At 43.8% G+C, this 25057-nt stretch carries 14 protein-coding genes; 9 read left to right on the top strand and 5 right to left on the bottom strand.

The genetic code is table 11. The annotated features are described in order from the left end of the window. Positions 1-61 precede the first annotated feature (61 nt). Positions 62-3637, bottom strand: coding sequence for a BamA/TamA family outer membrane protein (locus tag I3252_RS04990; RefSeq protein ID WP_238034411.1), 3576 nt, complete (start codon positions 3635-3637; stop codon positions 62-64). 464 nt (positions 3638-4101) lie between these two features. Between I3252_RS04990 and I3252_RS04985 the strand changes: the two genes are divergently transcribed. The 6 genes from I3252_RS04985 (at position 4102) to cydB (ending at position 13530) form a co-directional block, all read left to right on the top strand. Beyond that, the gene (locus tag I3252_RS04985) at positions 4102-5433 is read left to right on the top strand and encodes an MFS transporter (RefSeq protein ID WP_055124429.1); all 1332 of its coding nucleotides are present in this window, start codon (positions 4102-4104) and stop codon (positions 5431-5433) included. 198 nt (positions 5434-5631) lie between these two features. Next, positions 5632-6270, top strand: a complete 639-nt coding sequence (gene coq7 / locus I3252_RS04980; protein ID WP_238034501.1) for a 2-polyprenyl-3-methyl-6-methoxy-1,4-benzoquinone monooxygenase — start codon at positions 5632-5634, stop codon at positions 6268-6270. 279 nt (positions 6271-6549) lie between these two features. Continuing rightward, complete coding sequence (locus I3252_RS04975; protein ID WP_238034410.1) at positions 6550-7719, top strand: hypothetical protein; 1170 nt, start codon at positions 6550-6552, stop codon at positions 7717-7719. Between the two features lie 320 nt (positions 7720-8039). Further along, positions 8040-10514, top strand: a complete 2475-nt coding sequence (locus tag I3252_RS04970) for an alpha/beta hydrolase (RefSeq protein WP_238034409.1) — start codon at positions 8040-8042, stop codon at positions 10512-10514. A gap of 503 nt (positions 10515-11017) precedes the next feature. Continuing rightward, a complete protein-coding gene (locus I3252_RS04965) occupies positions 11018-12514 on the top strand; it encodes a cytochrome ubiquinol oxidase subunit I (protein ID WP_060490698.1) in 1497 nt (498 codons plus the stop codon). Next, complete coding sequence (gene cydB, locus I3252_RS04960; RefSeq protein ID WP_045445007.1) at positions 12514-13530, top strand: cytochrome d ubiquinol oxidase subunit II; 1017 nt, start codon at positions 12514-12516, stop codon at positions 13528-13530. Before I3252_RS04965 ends, cydB begins: the two co-directional genes overlap by 1 nt. Before the next feature lie 327 nt (positions 13531-13857). Here the strand turns inward: cydB and murU are convergent, their stop codons facing one another. Beyond that, the gene (murU, locus tag I3252_RS04955; protein ID WP_275949297.1) at positions 13858-14601 is read right to left on the bottom strand and encodes an N-acetylmuramate alpha-1-phosphate uridylyltransferase MurU; all 744 of its coding nucleotides are present in this window, start codon (positions 14599-14601) and stop codon (positions 13858-13860) included. A gap of 115 nt (positions 14602-14716) precedes the next feature. Next, a complete protein-coding gene (locus I3252_RS04950; RefSeq protein WP_238034408.1) occupies positions 14717-15829 on the bottom strand; it encodes a phosphotransferase in 1113 nt (370 codons plus the stop codon). Between the two features lie 387 nt (positions 15830-16216). Between I3252_RS04950 and lptD the strand changes: the two genes are divergently transcribed. Together lptD and I3252_RS04940 are read left to right on the top strand one after the other, a co-directional pair. Beyond that, positions 16217-19351: an LPS assembly protein LptD gene (gene lptD, locus I3252_RS04945; protein WP_238034407.1), complete on the top strand. Its 3135-nt coding sequence runs from the start codon at positions 16217-16219 to the stop codon at positions 19349-19351. Between the two features lie 150 nt (positions 19352-19501). Then, complete coding sequence (locus I3252_RS04940; RefSeq protein WP_193009497.1) at positions 19502-20905, top strand: peptidylprolyl isomerase; 1404 nt, start codon at positions 19502-19504, stop codon at positions 20903-20905. A 495-nt stretch (positions 20906-21400) separates the two neighbouring features. Here the strand turns inward: I3252_RS04940 and I3252_RS04935 are convergent, their stop codons facing one another. Then, the gene (locus tag I3252_RS04935; protein WP_193009498.1) at positions 21401-22525 is read right to left on the bottom strand and encodes an endonuclease/exonuclease/phosphatase family protein; all 1125 of its coding nucleotides are present in this window, start codon (positions 22523-22525) and stop codon (positions 21401-21403) included. Between the two features lie 383 nt (positions 22526-22908). On the opposite strand from I3252_RS04935, the gene asd reads away from it, so the two are divergent. Beyond that, positions 22909-24042: an aspartate-semialdehyde dehydrogenase gene (gene asd / locus I3252_RS04930; protein WP_109590430.1), complete on the top strand. Its 1134-nt coding sequence runs from the start codon at positions 22909-22911 to the stop codon at positions 24040-24042. 164 nt (positions 24043-24206) lie between these two features. On the opposite strand, the gene I3252_RS04925 is transcribed toward asd, so the two are convergent. Beyond that, a complete protein-coding gene (locus I3252_RS04925; protein ID WP_238034406.1) occupies positions 24207-24857 on the bottom strand; it encodes a heme-binding protein in 651 nt (216 codons plus the stop codon). Positions 24858-25057 lie beyond the last annotated feature (200 nt).

Raw genomic sequence — 25057 nt, 5'->3', positions numbered from 1 at the left:
AACGGAGACGACTTAATAATGTTCAATACGCGCTAAATGATGTCACTACTGGATTGCATGGCTATAAAGGCGAGCCAATAAAGAAATGCAGTCTAACGGGTATGCTTTCTTCTGTCACCCCAGCCGCCACATCAACTCTTACCACACCGACTGGCGATGCCCAGCGGATACCAACACCGACGCCGACCTTTGTCTCAGTCTCGAAGTTTTTATCGTAAGCATTACCCACATCAGTGAAGAATGCCCCGCGGAATCCTGGTTTAAATTCATAATTATACTCTGCACTACCAACCGCAAGCACTTGCCCACCAGTCAAATAGCCTTTGTCGAGCGGTGACAAGCTCTCATAGTCATAACCACGAATACTTTGATCGCCACCCGCAAAGAAGCGTAATTTATAAGGCACATCATAAAAATCATCTGCCCAGATGTAGCCCGTATTCAGACTGCCCAGCACTTGATGCTTTTGCTCATCGCCAAAACTATAAATGCCGCTGACACCCGCGCGAATGATTGCCATATTAGTGTCGCTAAGGGCTTTATCAGCCCCTGCTTCAAGCGAGTAATACTGACGCATACCGCGAGTCGGATTGGTCACGCTGTCTACATCGGTTTTGTTCATACCATAACCAAATAGCAGCGCTTGCTGCTTAGGCTTAGAGGAAGTAAAGCGAATAGGTAGATCGTCCAACTCTGTTTCATCGACCCCAGTCTCTAGCTCATCTAAACGGTAATTCACAGAGTAGCTGCGATTCCAGCCACTATCACGGCGAATATTACGCGCCAATGCTGCTTTTAGCGTCGTAGTAGACAAGTCGAAGTTGCCTTCACCTTGGTCGATGACCTCTTCTTCATAGGTAAGACGCGCATCTAATTTATCGTTAAGTGGATGTTTCCAAGGTCGACTGGCATAAACAGCGACGTTTTTAGTAATTCTGGAAACTTCGGTCTCTGCACCAGCTTGATAGCCTTTACGATTGAGCAAATTATAGTCTATTTTTGCCGTCGCTCGCACGCCCGTATCTGTGCCGTAACCAAGACCTACTTGGGCATCGCGTGGCTTACTTGAAGAGACAAAAACATACAACGGTACTTTTTTACTTTCTGCCACTTGTTGCGGCGTTTTTCGACCAGCCAGCGTTGGTGGTACAAAGTTTTCATCAGTGATTAAGCTTTCTTCATCAGGGAATATTTTTTGCGCAATATTACTGATGCCGTCGCTTATTTTACCCAAAAGATTGTCCGCTTCTTGGTCTTTTTCATCCAATACACGGTCATTTGGTAAGCGGCTCAAGCGCTCTGCTTTTTGTTTGATAGCTTGTAGTTTATCAAGTGTAGCTGCATCAGCTTCAAAATCGATCGCCGCAATGTCGGCGGGATTGACTGTTTCACCGCTATTGGCAGTCGTATTGTCCTCACTCTCTGCATTATTTTCATCACTGTCATCAGCGCTATTGTCATTATTAACACGGCTACTATTAGAAGCAGCTGAACTTTCAGCACCATTATTGCCCGCAATTTCTGAGGCGCCATCACTATTAATATCGTCGTCGAGTGTGCCGCTATTATTGGTAGGTGTGTTATCAAAAGCCAAAGTACTGGCTTCACTGCGTTCATCTGGCGGCAATATCGACTCAACGTTGACTGTATTAAAATAACGAGTCGCTGATAAGTCATTGCTAAACTCGGTCACCGCTGGACGATAAAAAGGATCGCCGGACTTAAAGTCAAACAACTGTTGTAATAGTGACAACTCAACAGGTAGCTTGTCAGGATCTTGGGTTAAGGTGTTGGTTTCTTCATCGTATGTAAAAAACACAACGTCATCAAACTCATAACGATCACCAGTGTTGTAGACCAGCGACACATCTGCTGTATTATCTGGCAAGATAATATCAACGGATTTGTTGAGCCAATATTGATCAAAATAGCCATAAGTATTACTCAGCGACTCAAGAGCCGCCTTGCTATCTTTATAAACACGGTGATTGAAGATATCACCCACTTGTGGTGGCAAGTCTTTTTCAAGTGCTATATATTCTGGTTGTTCACTGCCTTCACCGCGAATCTCAACAATACGGCTGTCCACACGTACCGGCTCGCCCAGCTCTTCGATAATGACATCGATCGTGTCAGCATTGCGCTGACGTAGGCGTAACGTAATATCATAGTAACCCACTGCTTGGGCTGCCTCTAATGCTGTTTGGCGCAGGCGTGGCAAGGCGGCCGTAAAGTCGGTAACTGACTGAACCGTCGTATCATCAAGGGCAGCCTTGATGTTTTTCATGGGCTGAACGTCATTGTCCGCTTTGGTGAGCTTTGGCTTACCATTGACAACACCTTCAGCGGTCGCCTGCCGTAGATAAATTGTAGTATCTACATGTGGTAATGCCATCACACCTGCATTGAATAAACGGTTATAAAGGCGTTTCACGATATTGCCTTTATTACGCGCCATTGGCTTGGGCTTACTGGCTTGTTCGATACTCTGGTTTATTCCCTGAGAGTCCGCTTGATAGTCTGGCAAGTAGTCATCAGGATTGATGATATCTGACGTTGTACCATCTTCGTTGGTCTCATCACTGGCATTGGCGACAATCTCATTATCGAAAGTACCGGTTCCATCCACGCGTCCACTACTGACAGAGTCGCTAACATCGATCGGACGCGACATAACTTCAGCCGTCTGTGCACTTTCAGCAGCGCTCTCATTCCTACCTAATGTCTCAAGGTTGTTAGGAGTTGGCAGATTGGTCGCATCCAAATCCACATCTAAACCAATAGGCGGGGTTGTATCATCTAATGTAGCAATTGGCGCGTCAAAATCGCGATCGTTGTTGCTGATATCATTATTATTGTTATTAATAACGTTGGTACTATTAACGTTACTGCTATTAACGTCCGTACTATTATTGATGTCATCAATATCTTGGGCATTCTGCATATCCATCGCAGCGAGCTCACGATCAATCTCCTCGGGCGTCATCATCTGATAACCCTGCTGCTGTATGGCTGCGGCTTGTTGCAACAAGTCATCATTGGCGTTATCGGAAAGATCGAGCTGAGCATCATTTGCGCCAGCCATATTATCCATGGCATTTGCCTGAGAATTAGTCGTACCCTGAGGCTGAGCAGCTGGTTTTTTAGCGCTTTTATCTTGCGCATCAGACTTCTTAATGCCTAGGCTTTGTTCGCTGTACTCATCCAATACTGACTGATCGATAATGCCCTGCTCTACTGCCTTTTTTAGGCGCAATGCATCCAAAGCGATATCGAGCTGAGTATCATCATCTGACAGTGTGGTCGATTGAGTGCTTGCTGATTGATTGTTTGATTGATCGACAGCTATTTGATTGCTCGTAGGTTGTTTAGGAGAACTGATATTATTTGTGGTATCAGCCAATGCAGAAGGTGCCATACCGAAACCCACCAGGCTGGTAGCTAGCGCAGTGAAAAGTGCTGAGCGCGTAAAATGAATGCGCGGCGCATTGCCATGAGTTGCCATAGCTGCTGCACGACGTGTTTTTTGAAAACGGTCACTCTGAAAATCTTGGATTTTAATATCCTCTCGAACATTATCCGTATCACACTGCATCATCGATACATTGCGCGCAAGCGTTGAAGGCTGGTGTTTCATGTGTATTTCCTATCACCTCACGCGGCACAATATTATGAACGATAACAATCGCCTAGTCTTACCGGTGAATAAACTTATAGCAGTTGGCTGAATTATGGTTTACTTTCTTGCTTTGGATAATGACCATTTATAACGCAAACCTTGGTGTCAGATTAGCACCATGTTTTTATCAAGATATGGACATGCGTGAGTGGTAGCAAGCCTTTGCCATTACTCACACCTCGCGACGCAACCATGCAAAATTTACAAATCATAACTTAGATAATTATGAAATCATAGCGTCGAGCGCATGTATTTTTACCAAAGCCTTGCTATTATACGGCTTAATATTGATAAAACCTATGCTATATTTCGATAAGTTTTTGATACTGTTAATAATTATATAGATAATTACTTTCACTTTAAAAGCGGTATTTAGCGCTTTTCTTTGATCTAGCAACCGCGACCCGTCTGTAGGAATTTTCATGGCCAATCAGTTTCAATTATTTAAGCACCGCCGTTTTAGCGCCATGTTTTTTACCCAGTTTTTGGGCGCGTTTAATGACAATATTTTTAAGCAAGCGCTCATACTGGTTTTGACTTACACCGCTGCGAGTCAGTTGGGCATGGAAGTCAGTATTTTGAATAACTTGGCCGCGATGTTGTTTATTTTGCCCTACTTTTTGTTTTCTGCACTGGCAGGACAAATCGCGGATAAATTTGAAAAATCAAAACTCACACGATTGATTAAATTGCTTGAATTCGTGATTATGGTGATTGCGGCAGTAGGGTTCGTGTTTGAGTGGTACGCATTGTTATTTGTTGCGTTGTTTCTCATGGGTACTCAATCTACTTTTTTCGGGCCTATTAAATACGCCTACTTACCACAAGCGATGAAAGAAGATGAATTGGTTGGCGCTAATGGTTTGTTTCAAATGGGGACGTCGTTAGCGATCTTACTCGGTATGATTATCGCGGGTGTTTTAACCCAGATAGCACAGCCGCTCTATTGGATAAGTGTGACAGTATTGGTCATCGCCGTATTGGGTTATTTTGTCGCACGATTGATACCCCACATGCCAGCGATGCAGCCAAACCTAAAAATCAACTGGAACATTGTGACCACTAGTGTGGCGACGGTGCGCTACTTATATTCATTGCCTTTTTTGTTCTTTGTCATCCTTGGTAATAGCTGGTTTTGGTTTTATGGCGCGACGTTTTTGACCCAAACGCCAGAATTCAGCAAGGTCATCTTACATGGTGATGAATCAGTGGTTATTTTCCTATTAACCTTATTTTCTGTTGGTGTGTCGATTGGCTCATTATTATGCAAATCACTAACCAAAAACCAAGTCAGCTTACGTCTTTTGCCCTTTGGTATCGCCGGCTTAAGTATTTTTGCGATTGATTTGTATTTTTCACTGTCAAGTCTCAACATCAATGTGAATAATGCAACTCTGTTTGGCATCAGTGAGTTATTTGCGGTGAGTGGCAGCTGGCGCGTGTTTGCTGATTTATTCTTTTTGGGCTTTAGCGGCGGTTTATACATCGTACCGTTATATGCCTCTATGCAGGCCTATGCACCCAAGAGCCACCGCGCGCGCGTCGTTGGTGCCAACAATATCTTTAACGCGATATTTATGGTCACCTCAGCGATTTTCTCTATCGTTATCTTGAACGCTTTGGGATTCAATTTACCTCAGCTATTTTTAGTGACAGGACTCATAAACATTGCCTTCGGTGCCTTTTTATACAGTAAACTCAATAAGCATATTAAAAATGCAGTCATCCAAACGCACGATGAAGTGGCTCCATAAGTAAGATTGACATGCTGCTATAGCAATCGGTGTGTTATCAAATGGATAATATTGGTGCTGATAATTTAGATTGTTTGCTATAGTAATACCTATGCGTTAATCACTATCATTATTTTAGAAAAACAGATGCTGTTTTTAGAAGAACAGATAAGTTTAATTTTTTGATCGTATTTAAGCCATCAGGAGTGAATCATGGCCCTGCGTCCCTTATCCAAAGTCGACCAATTGTTACTTGGGGTCGATAAGGCATTACGAGCTGTCGTACCACATTCAAACCCTAGCACTCGTCCACTACCAGTCAGCAGTGACGAGATTCCTGAGCTCACTATCACCGAGGCGCGACATGTCGCAGGATTGATGCGTATCAATCATACTGGTGAAGTATGCGCGCAAGGTCTGTATCATGGTCAAGCATTTGCCGCCAAAGACAGTGGCGTCAAGCAAGCCATGCAGCAATCAGCCGAAGAAGAGGTCGATCATCTGGTCTGGTGCGAGACGCGATTAGACGAGCTTGGCAGTCATGCCAGTATCTTTACGCCATTATGGTATGGCATGTCTTTCGGTCTTGGCGCAGTCGCGGGTGCCATCTCTAATGAATTTAGTTTGGGATTCGTCGCAGAGACAGAAGCTCAAGTCAGCGAACATTTACAAGAGCATATCACCCAATTACCAGAGCACGATAAACGCTCAAAAGAGATACTGGCACAAATGGATATTGAAGAGTTGCATCATCGTGAGCTAGCATTAGCAAATGGCGGCGCAGCGTTATCACCACCTGTACGTCATACTATGCGCTGGATGGCCAATCGCATGAAAGCCACGGCATATCACTTATAATTGCCATCTGTGATAGCAGGTTTTAAGCGATAGGTTGTGATGGCAAGTTCGTTGTGAGGGTAAGTGCAGTGCGCTTTATCATTGATATTGCTCTCATTTACCCTGCTGTCTCTGGCATAACGTACACGCTATTGCTTTACTATTAACAATCCTACTACTGATAGCGCTCAGTTGAATTTGTTAGGGTATTAAAAATTTGTATGATTTTGCCGCAAAGACATGAGCTAATAACCATTCAATTGCTAAATAACAACTAAATAAATTAAGGTAACGATTTTTATGAAAGCCATCAACCAATCGACTCTCTCTGCCCGTGCGTCTAGCAAGTCGCCTAAACTGGCAACTCTGACAGCACTGGCAACAGCTTGTGCCATGCTATTATCAGCGCCTGTCAATGCGGCTGAAACCAATGCGGCAACAGATGCTGCAAAGACCGATACTGCTGCCACATCTGTGCCTAGCGCTATGGATTCTAGCAAACGTGTGATTCGCCTTGCTCGACCGACTGCGGCTAGTACAGGACAAGAGGGTACTCCATCAACTTCACCGACTGCGGCAGTGACAGCCAATACTCAACCAACTGACCTTCAAAGCAGTAGCGTTCCACAAAGCGCTCCTTTGCCAAATAATGCTCAGCCGTATCGTGCGCCAATGAGTACATTGCAACCACAAGATGTTGTACCAGCACCAAAAATACCTGAGTTCACCGGCACCACTCGAGTTTATGAGCCTGGTCCATTGACCGCTACTGGTGTCGATCTGCGTAGTGGTCAGCTTGCCAATATACCAACGCCGCAAGTACAATTGTCAGACGTAAGCTTTGTACCGACTGTGTTGATTCCTCAGCAAAACGGTAATAACAACGATCAGCTAGACGTGAGCTTGCTTGATGATTTCATCGAAGACGTCTCACCTAATGCTCGTCATTACCCACCAAACTTCCCTAACCGCTCACAGCGCCATTATACGCGTGAAAAAATCAAAGTATTGGCTGAGTGGATACAGCCTTATGCTGAATCACCAAATGCCTCTTATGATGTATTGATTCGTGCCGCTAAACTCAATGGCATGGGACGTAACTTAGATTTGGGGTCAGACTATACGATACGTGGTGGAAAATATGTTGACCGTGCCATTAAACTGCAACCTGATAGCGGCGAAGCCAACTTCTTATATGGCATGATGTTGTCAGAAGGCGGCGGCTTCAAAGAAGGTCAAAAATACCTAGACCGCGCAGTGTCTCTTGGCTATACCGAAGCAGAGCAAAGCTTGGCACAGTCAGACTTGTTAAGTGATCGCCGCGATAATGCACTAGAGCGCTTACGTCGTCTTGAACAGAAAAATCCTAACAATGACATCATTCGTCAGCAAATCAAACTTATTGAAGAGGGTAAATTCTACATTTGGGATATACCTGCGCCTGACATCAATGTTAAGCCTAGTGCTTAACATTGATTGGGTGTTTAAATGTCATTAAATGAATTTAACAAATACCATGATTGCTCCATAAGCTAGATTGACTCGACTAAGCCCCTGACTGTATATCGAAATTACTTCAATATAGAGTCAGGGGCTTTTTTATGTCTAGCGAAACTCCATTGAACCCAACTTGATGTCTACCTTATTTAAATGCGTGTTCGATTCGATTATCGAAGTTTAAACCGTATTTTTGAAATTTAAATAAAATAGTTTAATGCGAAAAGTTACGCTACACTTCTTCTTATAAATTACTGACTCAATCATGCTTTTACGACTAACTGGACTCACCTATGACTTTCGCTAGCCCTATCAAAAATATGGTGACGCATGCTAAGAAAACCCCATTTTCGATCACATCAGTCGCCTTGATAGCCGCGGTAGCATTACTACCTGCGTGCAGTACGGTATCAGTGAATAAGCAAGCGTCAGCGAAGACGATTACTGCGCAGCGCGGTAATATCGTCACCACCAATAAACTCAGCAGTGATACGGCATCAGCGCTCTTATCGGCAGGGCTCAATGAGCAAGCCTGTATGCAGCAGTTTGATTTATGCCTTACTCAGCTTACTGACAGTATTTTGAATGAACACTACCGTCCTGCTTTGGCAGTTTTTGCAGAGTTACACTACGCAAAAGCGCGACAGCTTTCTGCCTCTCAGGACTGCCGCAATGCGCTGGCTCGCCCGCCACTTGATCCTTATTATGCCAACGCACCTTTAGAAGATACAGAAGCTAAAGTCCAGCAAGAAAACACCAATCGCTGTCTAACAGGTTATCAAGAGCGATTATTCGATGCTATCAAATCCAGTTATACCTATTTATTTTATGACAGTTTGACGCATGATTTTGAGGGCTCAGATCAAGACAAAAGCCCCTCTCAGGCACAGAATCGTATTCCAAATGACACCGATATTCAGACCCAAGACATCTATAATGCCGCCAGTAATGATGTGATAACCCAGCTTTATAGATCAACCAACGGCTCAAATAAATTGATGGGCGGCACCAAAGTAGATTATTTACCCATATCCGCTAGCAATCTTAATGACAGTAGCCAAGCCGCGATTGCCAATTATTCACCGCTCAAAGGTAAACCTACTGATCAAGTCAACGTCATGAAAATACAAATTGATGATTATGATCTTGGTGTTTATTTGCCTAATGAAAATAACTATTTGCAAAATGCACATAAGCAGACCTCTGCACTAGCAGACTTGGTTTCCACTTACGAATTACGCCTCTCTGGGCTTAACTCAATCAGCAAACGTCCAGGCTTAGGTATCAGCTTGGTGGCCTCACTGGATGACCGCTATACCACCACGATTCGCCAATTATTAGTGTCATCATTGTCAGGTCGATTGACCAATGAAAAAGATGGAGACACAGATGAGAGCAAGCCAAGTTCGCGTATATACCCTACTGGACATTTGCTATTAACAGGATTGATTGAACCAAGCGGCGATAGCGTACTGGATGTACTAAGCAGTCGCAAACTCGATATTCATTTATACAACCCATACCAAAGCGAAAGCGTTAATATCCTTAATAGTGACTATCCACTGGCGGCTAACTTTTCTGCAGGTTATGGCTTGTGGCTGTCTGAGAACCAGCTAGATGGCGTCGGTTATCTCAATTTAATCACTCGCCAGCCAGAGGCCAGACTGCCCAAATTATTCATGCTTGAGCCTTATGATCCCAATAAGCGTGTCCTGATTATGCTGCATGGTTTGGCTTCTAGCCCTGCCACTTGGGTCAATTTAACCAACGATATTCTCAACGACGATAAGTTGCGTGATAACTATCAAGTGTGGCAGATATTCTATCCAACCAATTTGCCCATTTTAGAAAACCGTTATCAAATACAACAGTTAATCAACAGCACCTACGAGCAAACTGATCCTAAAGGACAAAATCGCGCCAGCAAAAACAGCGTGATTATCAGTCATAGCATGGGTGCCATTATCGCCCGCATGATGCTATCTGATGAGAACTTGGTCGATGACCTAGATCGATTAGACGATCAAAATGTGCTGTCTGACAGTGAAAAACGTAAGATTCGTGACGCACTTAAAGCATCATTTGGTGAAGATCAGCTAAAAGAACGCTTTGAGCTAAAAGCCTTACCCCAAGTAGATACGGCTGTCTTTTTATCAGCGCCTTTTCGCGGAACTGACTATGCAGATCGCTGGTTCACTCGGGCACTGCGCCGTATTGTCTATTTGCCAGTCGGTTTGGTAAAAACTGTCACGGACAACTTGGCAACTATTGCCACACAAGGTGATTTGGCACAAAATCCTTTGGGGGCGTTATATTTACAAAATGGCGCAAGTCAGCTGAGCGACAAATCCTCTTTTATACAACTGACGAAAGACATCACCATCAATGATCGTGTGACCTATCATTCTATCATTGCCAATAATGATGCCGATATTACTAAAGGACTGGCGCAAATGCAGCCAGCTGGTGCAAAGGTTGATTTGTCGCAAGCAGTAGAAGAAGACACCAAAGATGAGACAGTCGGTACCAGTAGCCAGTCTGATAGCTCAAAGCTCTCTGCCCAACCGCTAGTTGCAGCCGTCACCGTCAATGAAGATATCAGCCAAGCGCTAACTGAACGTCTCTCAGATGGTATTGTTCCTTATACTAGCGCTCATCTTGATGGCGCGGCCTCTGAGACGATTATCAGCGGTGGTCATAGCATTCAAACTAACCCGCAAACTATTTTGACATTGCGCCAGATTTTACATAAACAATTGCAGGAATAATGATTGCTTATGTCATATAGCACTGCACTGGTCTTTGCACTTTAAAATTAAGAGTAAAGCAGATGGCTTTGCAACTTTGTACTCTGTTGGATATTTGTGCCTATATTAGGACACAAATAAAACATTACTGTTATTAAGGTGAACTTGATAACACCTTGTTTTCCCAAGCGATTAGTCTGATATATCTGGGTTTATCTCAGCAGTTTTTAATGACTATCAGGTATGCGACCAATCTGTTGCGCAGCTTGCGTGTGCATCGAGGGAAGCGCATAATATATTGACAGCACCTGACAGTAATGTATTAATTTATAGGGATATAAATTACTTAATTCAGCTAAACAGTCGTTAGCTTAGCCGCACTCTATCCCTAAGATTGCTCGCTAATCAACACTGAGCCATTGCCCGTACTATTTTTTACCTTAATCTATAGACGATTGCGGGCAGTTACTTGAGCGTTTTATGGAAGCCAGCGCTATTCAGCTAACAGATAAGGGTAACCGTTTATGTTCGCTACGTTTATGATTGACCAGCTCGATGCGCTGATGCTCGCGCGTATCCAATTCGCTTTTGTTATCTCGTTTCATATTGTCTTTCCCGCCTTTTCTATCGGACTTGCCAGCTGGTTAACGGTGCTTGAATTCCGTTGGCTCAAAACAGGCGAGCCAATTTATGCTGAAGTTTATAAACATTGGGTCAAGATATTCGCCGTTGTTTTCGGCTTAGGCGTGGTATCTGGTGTAGTAATGTCCTACCAGTTCGGTACTAACTGGGCGGTATTTTCTGACAAAGCCGGTAACGTCTTGGGGCCACTACTCGCCTACGAAGTATTGACCGCATTTTTCTTAGAAGCGTCCTTTTTAGGTATTATGCTATTTGGTTGGGGGCGCGTGAGCAAACGTATGCATTTCGCTTCCACTGCCATTGTCGCCATTGGTACACTGATTTCAGGCTTTTGGATTTTAGCCGCCAACAGCTTTATGCAGACGCCACAAGGCTTTATGATGGGTGCAGATGGACTGTTATATCCTACCAATTGGCTTGAGATCATCTTTAGCCCTTCATTCCCTTACCGCTATGCTCATATGATGACAGCGGCATTCTTGACGACTGCCTTTGTCATTGGCGGGGTTGGTGCTTATTATATTCAGTCCAAAAAACACACCGAACACCGTCAACATGGTCGTGTCATGCTAGGTATGGCCATGATTATGGCGATATTTGTCGCACCCGCTCAAGTATTGATTGGCGATGAGCATGGTCTAAACACTTTAGAGCATCAGCCAGCCAAAGTCGCAGCGATGGAAGGTATTTGGGAGGATGAGCGCGGCGCAGCGTTACGCTTATTTGCTATTCCTGACCAAGAAAACCAAACCAATAAATATGAAATAAGCATTCCCTATGTTTCAGGTTTGATTCTTACCCATTCGTTAGATGGGGAAGTAAAAGGTCTAAAAAACTGGGCACCTGAAGACCAACCACCGGTGATGATTGTATTCTGGGCATTTCGCATCATGGTTGGTATTGGCATGTTAATGGTGCTGGTCGGCTTATTTAGTCTCTATAAATACTTTAAAAAGCAGCAGTATAATCCCGAAAGTGTTTGGTTCCACCGTGCTTGGATGATGATGACCCCACTTGGCTTTATCGCATTACTGGCGGGCTGGTTTGTGACCGAGACAGGACGTCAACCATGGACTGTATATGGTGTGATACGCACCGCAGAAAGCATGTCACCGCTCGCAGCACAGCAAGTAGCAACCACGTTGATTGGTTTTATTGTCCTCTATATATTTGTTTTCGGTGCAGGCAGTTTTTATATTCTACGCTTGATCGCTCAAGGGCCAAAACCGTACGAAGATCCTGCTGATGATAATTTCTATGAGCACTCAGTGACCGAAAGCCAAGGTCGTGCGCTCAGTGGCGATAGCAATCCTGCTAAGAGTACTGAAGAAGATATAGATACTCCTGCAAACGACGTCGATGATGGAGGGTTACGCTAATGTTTAACTACGGTGATGTATTAGACTTACCTTTAATTTGGGGCGGACTGATCGCTCTATCCGTCTTTATCTATGTATTGCTTGATGGCTTTGATTTGGGCTGCGGCATTTTGTTTCCCTTTGCTGGCTCAGATAAAAACCGTAGCCGCATCATGAACTCTATTGCCCCGTTTTGGGATGGTAACGAGACTTGGCTAGTATTGGGCGGCGGCGGCTTGTTCGCTGCTTTCCCAGTGGCTTATGGCATTATTATGACGGGGCTTTATCTGCCTGTTACTTTTATGCTATTCGGTCTAATAATGCGCGGTGTGGCATTTGAATTTCGCTTCAAAGCATCGTCACGTCGTCACGTATGGGACACTTTCTTTTTTGTTGGTTCAGTCGTTGCTACATTCTCTCAAGGTATTATGCTTGGAGCGCTTGTACAAGGTCTTGAGGCAAGCAACCGTCTCTATACTGGTGGGCCATTTGATTGGTTAACACCTTTCTCGATCGTCTGCGGCTTTGCAATGATTATTGGTTACGCCTTACTTGGCTCTACATGGCTCATTATCAAAACTGAGCATACCCTACAAGTCTGGGCACGCAAAGTGTCTGGCTGGATGCTGTCTGCTTTGGTAGTGGCAATGATCGTCGTCACAGCGTTTATGTATTTTTCAGACATTAATGCCCTCGAAGGCTGGTTTGGCTTCCCAGGTCTATTATATCTAGCGCCAATGCCAATTATAGTTTTACTATTATTTTTCTTGATGCGTAAAGACTTAAGTGGCGAGCGCGAATATCGTCCTTTCTTGTTGACTGTGGCACTGTTTTTGATGGGCTATATCGGGGTTTGTTTCGCAATGTTCCCATACATCGTACCGTATCAGATGACGATTTATGAGGCAGCCGCAGCTGACACCTCACTATCCTTTATGTTAGTTGGTGCCGTCATAATGCTACCGATTATCCTGAGTTATACCGCTTTTGCCTATTACACCTTTAAAGGTAAAACTGGACATGAGCATATGTACTAAGGGTAAACAAAGGATATAAAAATGTGGCTACTGCAAATATGAGCAGTGGCTACACTTTTTAAAGCGTATTAACACGTAGTAGGAGGCGAGCATGAAGAAGCTCAGTAAGAAACAGTCACAATGGGCATGGTTCATTGGGCTATATATAGCAGGGTTTGCAGTTATTTTTACGATTGCTCAATTGATCAAGTTGGCTATGGGCATCTAGCAATCATTTGCAGCCCACTTAGCCATGGCTATATCACATAAAAAAGCAGCGCCGATTCATCGACGCTGTTTTTTTATGTGATTACTTATATAAGATTAATAAGAATTAGGCATCTTAATCTAAGCGCCTTGATGGTGATCAACACCGTTACTTTTGATAAATTCATTTACCTGCGCCAAGCGTTCAGGCGTGCCCACATCTATCCAATTATCAGAAATGATTTCAGCCGTGATTTGGAACTTTATCATCGCTTGCTTGAGCAATGGTGCCAACGCCGCTGACTGACCTGATACCAACCCATCGACCAATCGTGGTGACATCACACTAATGCCAGCAAAGGTGTATTTGTCTGCATCACCAATCGGCTGCTCGCTGGCTAAACCATTATTAATCGCAAAATCACCGCCGTTATTATGCTCTGGATTGTCAATCAATAACAGATGTGCGCGCTGATCTGCGCCAAGCTTATAATCTCGCAACTGCGCAAAATCATAAGTCGTCCATACATCTGAGTTCACTAAGATAAATGGCTCATCGCGCAGCTTGCCAGTTTGTAACGCTTGAAAAATACCACCTGCGGTCTCTAGAGGCTCATCATCCTCTACTGACCAATGTAATTTAACACCGTATTGACTGCCATCACCCAGTGTATCCATCAGCTTATCAGCCAGCCATGACGCATTAATGGTGATATCAGTGATACCAGCTGCTTGTAGCGCTTTAATGTGCCAGACGATAAGCGGTTGCCCACCCACCTCGACCAGAGGCTTGGGTGTATCAAGTGTCAATGGACTCAGACGCGTGCCCTTACCAGCAGCCAAAATCATTGCTTGGGTAATCATTGCTCGGTCAATCTCAGACATGTGCGCTCCTTTTTTTATTTTATTGGATTATACATTCAGATTAAAACTTGCTAATGTTTTAACGTAACTTATCAGATGAGCATTCGCGTCAAATGAAGCTCGCAAGTGGTTCGTTCTAAATATATTGCTGTACGAACTTATTTTGATAAGCTGGCAGTATATTATCCCTGAGACTCTCATTAAACGGCGCTACTGCTCGTTGCATATGCGGTCTACCGTGCGCCTCTAACCATTCTAACTCGAACATTAAATCACGCATCACCTTAGGAATATCCGCCAAATAGCGGTCTTTGCCATCTCGCTCAGACAAGCGAATAAAAATTCCCAACACTTTTAAATGTCGCTGTACACCCATGACATTCATATCGTTTTCGAGCTGCTCTATGCTATCTGCCGTAGTCAAGCCTGCCTGCTTTTGCAACTGCCAAAAATTATTAATCCATGCAGAGACTTGGCTCTCTGGCCATTCTACATAAGCATCTCGCAGCAATGACACCAAATCATAAGTATAAGAGCCGATGACGGCGTCTTGAAAGTCAATCACGCCTAAGCGCGAGCGATCCGCTTGGTCTTGCATCAAATTGCGACTGTGATAATCACGATGGACGATGACTTGTGGTTGCTGCAAAATCTCTTTTATTAAGGCTTCTTTTAAAGTATTCCATAATGCTTTATCAAACTCGACACCGATATAAGGTATAAACCAATCGCTAAATAAATCCATCTCACGATCTAATAACTCGGTATCATAATCTGGCAATTGATGTTGCGACTTTGCTGTTTCAACTGGCACGGTCTGTAGCGCGACCAACGTCTGCATTGCCAACTGATAATGCTCATCTATCTGCGCAGGCGTCGCATCAACGAGCAGATGGGCGAACTCTATCGCACCAAAATCCTGTAACACCAAAAACCCTTTCGTCACGTCTTGCGCAATGAGCGTCGGTACATTGATCGCCGGTACCATCAGCTTAGTCACATTGATAAACTGGCGCATGGCGTCTTGTTCGTCCGCTGAATCCATGACAATATAATGTGCGACTGTCGTGTCATTACTGTCTGACAGTTGGATTCTATGGTATTGGCGAGCACTTGCGTCACCGGGTAGACTATCGAGTTGGAACGTTTGACCAGCAAATACTTGCTGTAACCAGCTCTCTAATTGTTGTAGACGGCTATTGAGTTTGGTATCGATCATATTAGGCTCTAAAAGTATTTTATCAGTCATAATGGGCATCGCAGGTTAAATATAAGTCATAAACAATTAAAGTAGTGATAAGTCAGGCAAAACCTTGTTAAAATAGCAACGTCTTGAGCCAAAAAAACTGCGGTAGCAGGCGTATTGGGATATCATTCGACATCTAGCGCTGAGCATAACCTCAGCAACCATTCAAAAAACAGCTTGGCTATATTATAAATTTTGGTAAATAGTGTAGCTGATTTGGTTTTTTTTGACTATGATTAGTCGTCATTATATGTAAAACAGCCAAATTCTTAAGATAGCATTATCAATCAGTGATTTTTTAGTCGTTTATTAACCGCCATACATGATTAATAATATGGTTACTAAATTCAGTATCGCAATTCAATAGGCTCTGCAATCATAGGTGTGCCCTTGTTATATTCTCCGCTTTACCAAAGCATCCGTTTGATCTTATTTGGTGCCTTAGGCTTGTCCAGCCTAACCGTTAGTGCTGCGCCCAGCAATGCTGACACACAGCAAACTGAGTCGCTAATCACTGACAGTAGCACCCGCTATATCTCTGATGTTACACCTGATGCCAATCGCAGTAGCGTCCAAAAAGACAGCGACTATAATGATATCCGCTATCAAAATAGCAATAATCAAAAGACTGACTTTCAGCGTAATACGTCTCAAAAGGCTGATACTGATAACAATACTTCAGACCGTAGTTTTGACAATACTTTTAATGAAAGCGCCTTCAACGACAGCATCTCTAATGAGAATGCTATTAATGAAAGCGCCTTAGACAACCGCCCTCTAGAAATTACCGCCATTAACGAGAGTGATGATCAAGGTTTTATACCAGCAGCAGATACGATTTCGACCACTCAAAACAATAGCACTGCCCAGCTTGCTGAAACCACTGCACCTAAAGCCGCACAGAAGACTGGTAAAGTTGATGTGAGTGATGAAAGTATTCAAGATAGTCTGCTGCGTTTAGCAGAGTTTTATGAGCTGACACCTGATACAGATGCCTCAACGTTAAACAATAGTGATTATGCGAACCAAAATGTCATTCAAAACGAGCTAACACCTACCCCGCAAACCATTCCAAAAGTGGGTAAAAACTTACAGTTATTACCGAATGCCGTAGATAGCGCCCAACGCTGCGAAGGTCAATGGGTTTACCCAAAGAGCAACCCCAACTATCAACGCGCGGTCAATGAGGCGGGAGCAACCAATGGGCAGCCTGCGCCGAACTTAAATGATCTTCCGAATAATCAAGCGCCGCTGTTTTCAGAATCAGATTATGGTTATTACGACAATGTCGACTATGCAGAGCTGTCAGGCAATGTCATCATCAATCAGGGTACCCAGCAGATAGAAGCAGAAAAAGTCTTGTTAGATTTGAGCAATGGCGTAGCCGCCGCTCAAGGTAAAGTCATGTTTACTGACCAAGCGACAGGTCAGCAAGTATCACCTAGCAACGCACTAGATAGCAATGCGCCAAATCGCTCATCGAATAACCCCCAAGCCAATTTCACTGAAAAAGCATCAAAAGGCGGGCTTATTGGGGTCGCCGATAGTTTAAATTATAATACTGAAACTGGACAGTCAACAGCCAATGATGTGGCTTTTGCTAGTGTAGAACTGCAAGCTCATGGTTATGCCAAGCGCTTGAACAGACCGAATGACAGTCAATATGAGCTAGATGATGTCATGTTTAGTACCTGTCCACCAACCAATCGTAAATGGCAGTTTGATGCCAAAAGCATTGATTTAGATACCGATACAGGTCGCGGCGAAGCTTATAATACTACTTTCCGTATCGCTGACGTGCCTGTGTTCTATTTGCCTTACTTCAACTTCCCGATTGATAATCGTCGCACCAGTGGTTTTTTATTGCCGAATGCCAGTATCAGTAGTGAAAGCGGTCTTGAGGTTGATATACCCTACTATTTCAATTTGGCACCCAATTATGATGCCACGCTCAATACCCATATTTATACCGATCGCAATCCTATGGTGTCAGGCGAGTTTCGCTATCTGACCGAAAGTTATGGCGAAGGTATTTTTAATGGTTCATATTTACCTAATGACAAAGAGTACAATGACGAAGACCGCTCTAGCTTCTTTTATGATCATTATTGGTCATCTAAGAGCATTCCACGCTTAAGCGGTGATGCAAAATACAGCTATGTGTCAGATTCAGACTACCTCAATGATTTTGACACGCTGGGTCTATCAGACAGCACCATAAACTTACCACGCCGTGCACGTGTCAATTATTATAATGACTATGTTGATGGTGAATTGAAGGTAGAAACCTTTCAAACTCTAGACGCTTTTACCAGTAATGGCAAACCCTTAGAAGACAAAGATAAGCCTTACTCAAGATTGCCGCAGCTCAAACTCGATTATCGACTGCCTTGGGCGAAGAGCTTCGATATCACTGGTGTACACGATTCCGCTTATTTCAAAAAATCCATCGACGATGGCTCTGAGAATGAAAAAAGTGGCGGGCGAATTTATAATAAACTCAGCGCCGTTTATCCAATGGAAAAATCTTGGGGTTATATCAAGCCCAAACTGAGCTTGCAACATCTCTATACCTCTTATGATGAGGATAGCTTAGCCGACAACCAGTTGAGTGATAAAGACGGTAGCCAGTCGGTATTTGTACCGCAAGCCAGTATTGATGCAGGTCTAAATTTCTATCAAGCAGGCTCGCCTTTTGGCGCATTCGACGATACCATGGGTGGCTATCGCTTGCTGAGCCCGCGATTGAAATACACCTACTCGCCATATGAAGACCAAAACGATATTCCGAACTTTAATACGCGTATTGCCTCTATTAACTATGAACAGCTGTTCTCTGACAGTTGGTTTTTAGGACATGATCGCTTGCAAGATTTGCATTCGATTACTCCTGGTATCAATTATCGTTACATCGACGCAACGGGTGTGACACGTTTTGATGGTAGCATTGCAGAGCAGTTTTATATCGATAATGGACGTGTTACGCTTGATGATCAGCAACCTGTCTTCACCTCTTCATCTTCAGGGATGGTTTGGGATACCAGCACGCAACCTTACAACAACTTTTGGGTTGATGTTAGTGGCGCACTGACCAATGATTATGATTTAAATTATATTACGACTGAGCTGCGTTATCAGCCGTCTGACAACAGCTTGTTTAATGTTGGATTTGTCAAACGTCAACGTGATGAAAACACCGATCAGCTGCCACTCTCTGCTTTTACCGCATCGGCTGTCTTTCCAATCAATAACAGCTGGCGAATCTTGGCTCAAGGTCAATACGATTACAATCGTGATAAAGTTCTTGATTCGTTGGTCGGCGTTGATTACGAAGATTGCTGCTTTGGTTTTGCAGTTTATGGTCGTCGTTACTACAATGACTTAAATGTCAAAGACAAACCAACGCAAGCCATTATGGCAGAGATTAGATTGAATGGTTTGGGTAGTGGTAGCAGCCGCCTGACTCGCTTACTCTCTGATAAAATCTTGGGCTTTGAACCTGTCCAGACTGCTTGGAAAGATTAAGACCGTGCTTGTATAAATATTTTTACTATATATTTCATAACCCAGTTTGTAACCCTATTATGGTCAACCCTGTCTAATATTTGACTGTTAAAAGTATTAAATAGTGTTGACCAACTACCATCCGATGCGATGACATTGATGAGGAGCATCATGAGATTTTTTTCTTTACGTCAAACCAGCCGTGCTGTATTGCTATCTATGAGTGCTAGCCTTGCGCTTACATTGAGCGCCCAAGCTGCCACCGTTAAACCTGCAAAAGCACAAGCGCCTCAAGCAAATGCCGTGACCACGCAGAATAACGTCAATCGTTTGACGCCAGCCAATAGCACCGACGGTATTATTGCTTTAGTCAATGAAAATGCTATCTTAAAGAGCGATTTGATCGATGCTATCACCCAAGCACAAGCACGTGCACAAGCGGCTGGTGAACCAATAGCAAACTCAGCACAGCTACAGTCTGAGGTGTTAAATGCGCTCATATTGCGTGAGTTACAACTGTCCATGGTCAAGCGCGTCGGTTTAAACCCTGATGAAGCGGCTATCAATCAACGCCTTAGTCAAATCGCTCAAGCAGAAGGGCTGACGAGCATCTCAGCTTTGCAACAGCGTTTGGACGCAGCAAAACCTGGTAGCTATGCGGCGCTACGTGCGCAATTAATCGAAGACGCAGCCATTCAAGCCTTGCAACAGCGCCAAATCGGTAACCGCGTGCGCATTAGCGAACAGGATATTGATGCATTTTTGGCCTCGCCTGAAGCCAAGCGTTTAAACCAGAGTGAGTATCAAACGATTCATGTACGAGTGCCCTACATGGATGACTACAGCCGACTCTCAGAAGCCCAACGCAATGAGGCGTTAAAGGTAGCAGAAGCTCTGCGTACTCGCCTGCTTGCACCAAACGTTGATGTCGCTGAAGCGGTCGCTGCTAGCCAAGGCAACTATCCTATTCCGCTACAAGGTGGCGATATGGGCTTTCATAAAGCCGCGTCTCTACCTACAGAGCTATCAAGTGAAATTACCAAACTTGAGGTTGGTGCGGTCAGCGCACCATTAATAACACCTGAAGGTATCGATATCATCAAACTTGCTGACAAAAAAGCCAGCGACACTATGCTGATACCGCAGTGGCGTACTCGTCACATATTGGTAAAAGTTGATGAGCTACAGACAGATGCGCTTGCTGAGCAAAAGATTAATGATTTGTATGAACAGCTACGCAGCGGCGCTGATTTTGCTGGTTTAGCATCGACCTATTCAGATGATCCCGGTTCAGCTGGGCGCGGTGGCGATCTTGATTGGGTGAGCGAAGAAGACATGATTGGTCCATTCGAAGCCATGATGAAAAACACAGCGGTTGGCGACTATTCTGCTCCTTTCAAAACCCAGTTTGGCTGGCATATATTGAAAATAGAAGGCAAACGCCAACAAGATGTTAGCGATCAATATCGTCGCAACATGGCACGTCAAGCGCTTTATCAGCGCTTAGCACCACAAGCCAAAGAAGACTGGCTACAAGAGCTACGCGCAGGTGCTTACATCCAAGTACTTGGCTAACTGATATAGGCATCGATAAGTCAAATCTAATAATGCTTTGTCAAAAAGGGTATATGCTAATGCATGTACCCTTTTTTTATTAACGTTCATTTATGCGCTAAAAATAATCAGAAGGTCATCTCAAATATATTGCAGCATGTCCAAACGCAAGAATATCGAATAAAGTTATTATAAGCATTACGCACACAAAGAAAAGCCCCGAACCTAGGGCGATTGGTTCGGGGCTATGGCGCTTCATATTGTTGTTATTATTTCTTCCATGCTGACTCATCCTAAGTCATAAACAGTATCCTATAAGACAGCGGGCTGACCTGTGCTTTTATTGATACTGTCTCAACACTGCATCCATGCGTATCCTTGTGTTGATGCAGGTATTGTAGGGTAATCAGTTTAATGCGACTAGAGGCTAAAGACCTTATTTAACGTAAGCATATGCTTACAGCCTCTTTTAACATTGCATCATACGATGGCTATAGTAATGGCAGGCTATCAACCCTAACTTCTCTGCTCTTCTGCATGTTCCTTTGAGACTTTTTCACCTTCTTTTTTACCTTCTACTATTTTATTATCAGTCTCTTTTATATCTTCCGCTTCTGCAGTAGGGGCATTTTGCGCTTGATTGCTCTCCTCTTCTGGTTCATATTGTAAAGTCGTCATAACAGGAAAGTGATCCGAACCTATCGACGGCATACGCCGAATATCTACCACCGTAAAGCAAGCACTATGGAAAATATGATCCAGCGCCCAACGTAAAAATGGATAGCTGACATGAAACGTATTGATAAAATGTCGACCAATACGCGGATCCAACAATCCTGAGATACGTTGAAAGCGTCGCGTGGTCTTTGACCATGCTACATCATTGAGGTCGCCTGCCAATATCGCCGTTTGCTTGTTTTCTTTGATGTGCTTGCCAACCATCAATAGCTCAGCATCGCGGGTAGTAGACTTATCCGCTTCCGTCGGACTCGGCGGCATGGGATGCAAGCAATACAACCAAATCACGCGACCACTTTGCAGGCGCAGTTGGGCATGAATAGAAGGTATGTCATCAATCATCAAGTACTTAACTTCAGGATCAATCAACTCAAGCTTAGAATAAAGATGCATCCCATACAGATTGTCTAGTGGCACTTTTACGGTGTAAGGATAATCAGCCTCGATTTGATGCAGCGCTTTTTCCCATTTTTCATCACTCTCTAGCGTAATTAAAATATCAGGCTGTCTTTGCTTGACCAAATCCACCAATTTTTGGGTGTCATCATTGGGCGTTAGTACGTTTGATACCATTATTTTTAGTTGATGCGCCTGCCCTTCTGGCTTGTCTTTTGCCTTTTGAACTTCTTTTTTCCATAGCTTGGTATAAGGCAATACCATCCTAAGCTGAAAGGCTAATGTAATGCTTAAGACGGTAAATAACAGCCACTGTCCCAGCTGCCACTCTGACCAAAAAATCAGCATACCAATCCAAGCGATGACACCCAACACCATGATCTGAATACGCGGAAATTCAACACCGCGCACCCACCAATTATCCAGTGGTATCCAGCCCCAAATCGTCACAAATGCGATGAACCCTGCTAGCCACTGTATGCTGTAATATAATAGTGAGAGATCCATAGTATGTATTAGCCGTCTATTAAATGATGAATATCGCCATGATTTTAACTGAACTGACGTTAGCTGTTTACTTTAGCATTTCAGAAGGTTATCGCCTACTAATGAGCATGGATTATTCGTTAACCGCTATAAAACATTACACTTTTAATTCGCCCACCATAACGAGTACTACGGACAAATTTTATTTTTAGGGCTATCTACTTGTGGCGAGTAAGGCATTGCCACTATCGCCATTAGGTTAATAACTTAAAGTTATACTGAACATCATTAATAGTGTATGAAAAACCACTAAAAACGGCCGAAACGCCTTGCTTTTTATGGCTATTCACGGCATTGTTATCGGCTGGCAATGCAACAATTTATGGTAAAAAGGATTGAGTTTCATGAGTAATTTAACAGTAGGCTTGGTAGGCTGGCGCGGCATGGTCGGTTCAGTATTAATACAACGTATGACTGAGGAAAAAGACTTTGACGGTATTACACCCGTGTTTTTCTCAACCAGCAACGCAGGTGGTGATGCCCCAAGCCTTGATGGTATTCATACCGGCCAATTAAAAGATGCTCATGATATTGACGCGCTAGCAGCTTGTGATGTCATCATTACCTGCCAAGGCGGCGACTATACCTCGCAAGTCCATCAACCGCTACGTGATAGTGGCTGGAATGGCTACTGGATTGATGCGGCAAGCACCTTGCGAATGGAAGATGACAGCATCATCATTCTCGATCCAGTCAATCGCGCCGTTATTGACAGCGCCCTAGCCAATGGCAAAAAAGACTTTATCGGTGGTAACTGTACCGTGTCATTGATGCTCATGGCGATTGGCGAGCTGTTTAATAAAGGCTGGGTAGAATGGGTCAGCGCCATGACTTATCAGGCTGCTAGTGGTTCTGGTGCTAACAACATGCGCGAATTAATCGCTGGCATGGGCGTGCTACACGATGCGGTCAAAGACGAATTGGCTGATCCTGCCAGCGCCATCCTTGAGATTGATAAAAAAATCGCTCAGACTCAGCGCTCAGATGATTTTCCTAAACAGTACTTTGGTGTGCCACTAGCAGGTAGCTTGATTCCTTATATCGATGTTCAGTTAGAAAACAAGCAATCCAAGGAAGAATGGAAAGGCGGCGTCGAAACCAATAAAATCCTTGGTAACGCAGAAGCTGATAAGATTGCTATCGATGGCATGTGTGTGCGCGTTGGCGCGATGCGCTGTCATGCGCAAGGCCTTACCATCAAGCTCAAAAAAGACATTCCGCTAGAAGAAATCGAAGCAGCACTTAAAAACAGCGGCAATGAGTGGTTAGACTTGGTCGAAGACGACAAAGAAGCGACCATGAACCGCTTAACGCCAGTAGCCGTGACTGGTACATTGACAGTTGCACTAGGTCGCTTGCGTAAGCTCAATATGGGCCCTGAGTATCTAGGCGCATTTACCGTTGGTGATCAACTATTATGGGGCGCAGCCGAGCCGCTACGTCGTATGCTTAATATCATCCGTGAGCAAAAAGACTAAGCTTATTTTCTTAAAAAGTCAGTACAAAAAAGACAGCAAATGCTGTCTTTTTTTATGAGCATATCATTTCCAAAAATTTGAATAGCACTGCAAACAGATGCAAACACTACTTATAATAAGCTCAGCAAATGTGACAACGCTCATCTTATACTTTGAGCCTAGTATTACTTTGGCTTGTAAGCAATCATCACTTCATTACGGCGCAAAAAAGGCAGCGTCCAAGGCGGATTATAACGTGCCAGTTCAGGCTCGCCCGTTATAGTCAAATTTTGGGTTTGCATCCAAGATTGTAGCTCTTCCGTTTTAGTCGCTACTTTTTTACTGCCTGCCAACCCTGAAAACTTAATCACACCGTACGTCTGTGCTAGCACCTCGGTAATCGTGATGTTTGGATTATTGGGCTTTGGTAGTGTTTGCATCGTATATTGACTGGGCATAGTAAATTGTACACGCCATTTACCGTCGTCTTGCTGCATGCTTACTGGTGCTGTCATCGCAATTTTTTGTGATTCGCTATCACTCTTTTTGTTATTGGGCTGCATTGTAACGGGCGCAGTCATGCTAATTTTACTACTGCCGCCAGCTGGCGCTGTATTATTGCCAAATATATAGTCGGCTAACACTTTAAACCCTTCGCGACTGGCGGAGTCTTGGTCACCACTTACCAACGTTTGCGCTACTAGCTGCTTATCGTAACGACGCAGCTCAAAGTCATCCATTTGCGACAACACTGTATAATTCGGCTCTTCGGTCGCCATAGCTGCTCCTGAGGTTAATAATGAACCACTTAATAATAAGTAGGTTGCCTTTTTCATAGGATATCTCCAGCAGTTAAAACATCGCTTAGCAATGGTTACTGTCTCGCCATTATGATTTCTACTTTACCAACTACTCATAAGTACTGTCTGTGTCTTTTGGTTATGACACAATACTATTAACCAAAAGACACATTTGTCAGATTGAGCTATGCTGAAGAAACCGTACAAGTAAACTTGGTAAACTAAGCGTATTAATC

Source organism: Psychrobacter sp. Ps4, assembly GCF_022129285.1.
In the GTDB taxonomy this organism is placed as follows: domain Bacteria; phylum Pseudomonadota; class Gammaproteobacteria; order Pseudomonadales; family Moraxellaceae; genus Psychrobacter; species Psychrobacter immobilis_A.
Note: the sequence above shows the minus strand (reverse complement) of the source record. Positions and strands in the feature narration are given on the sequence as shown.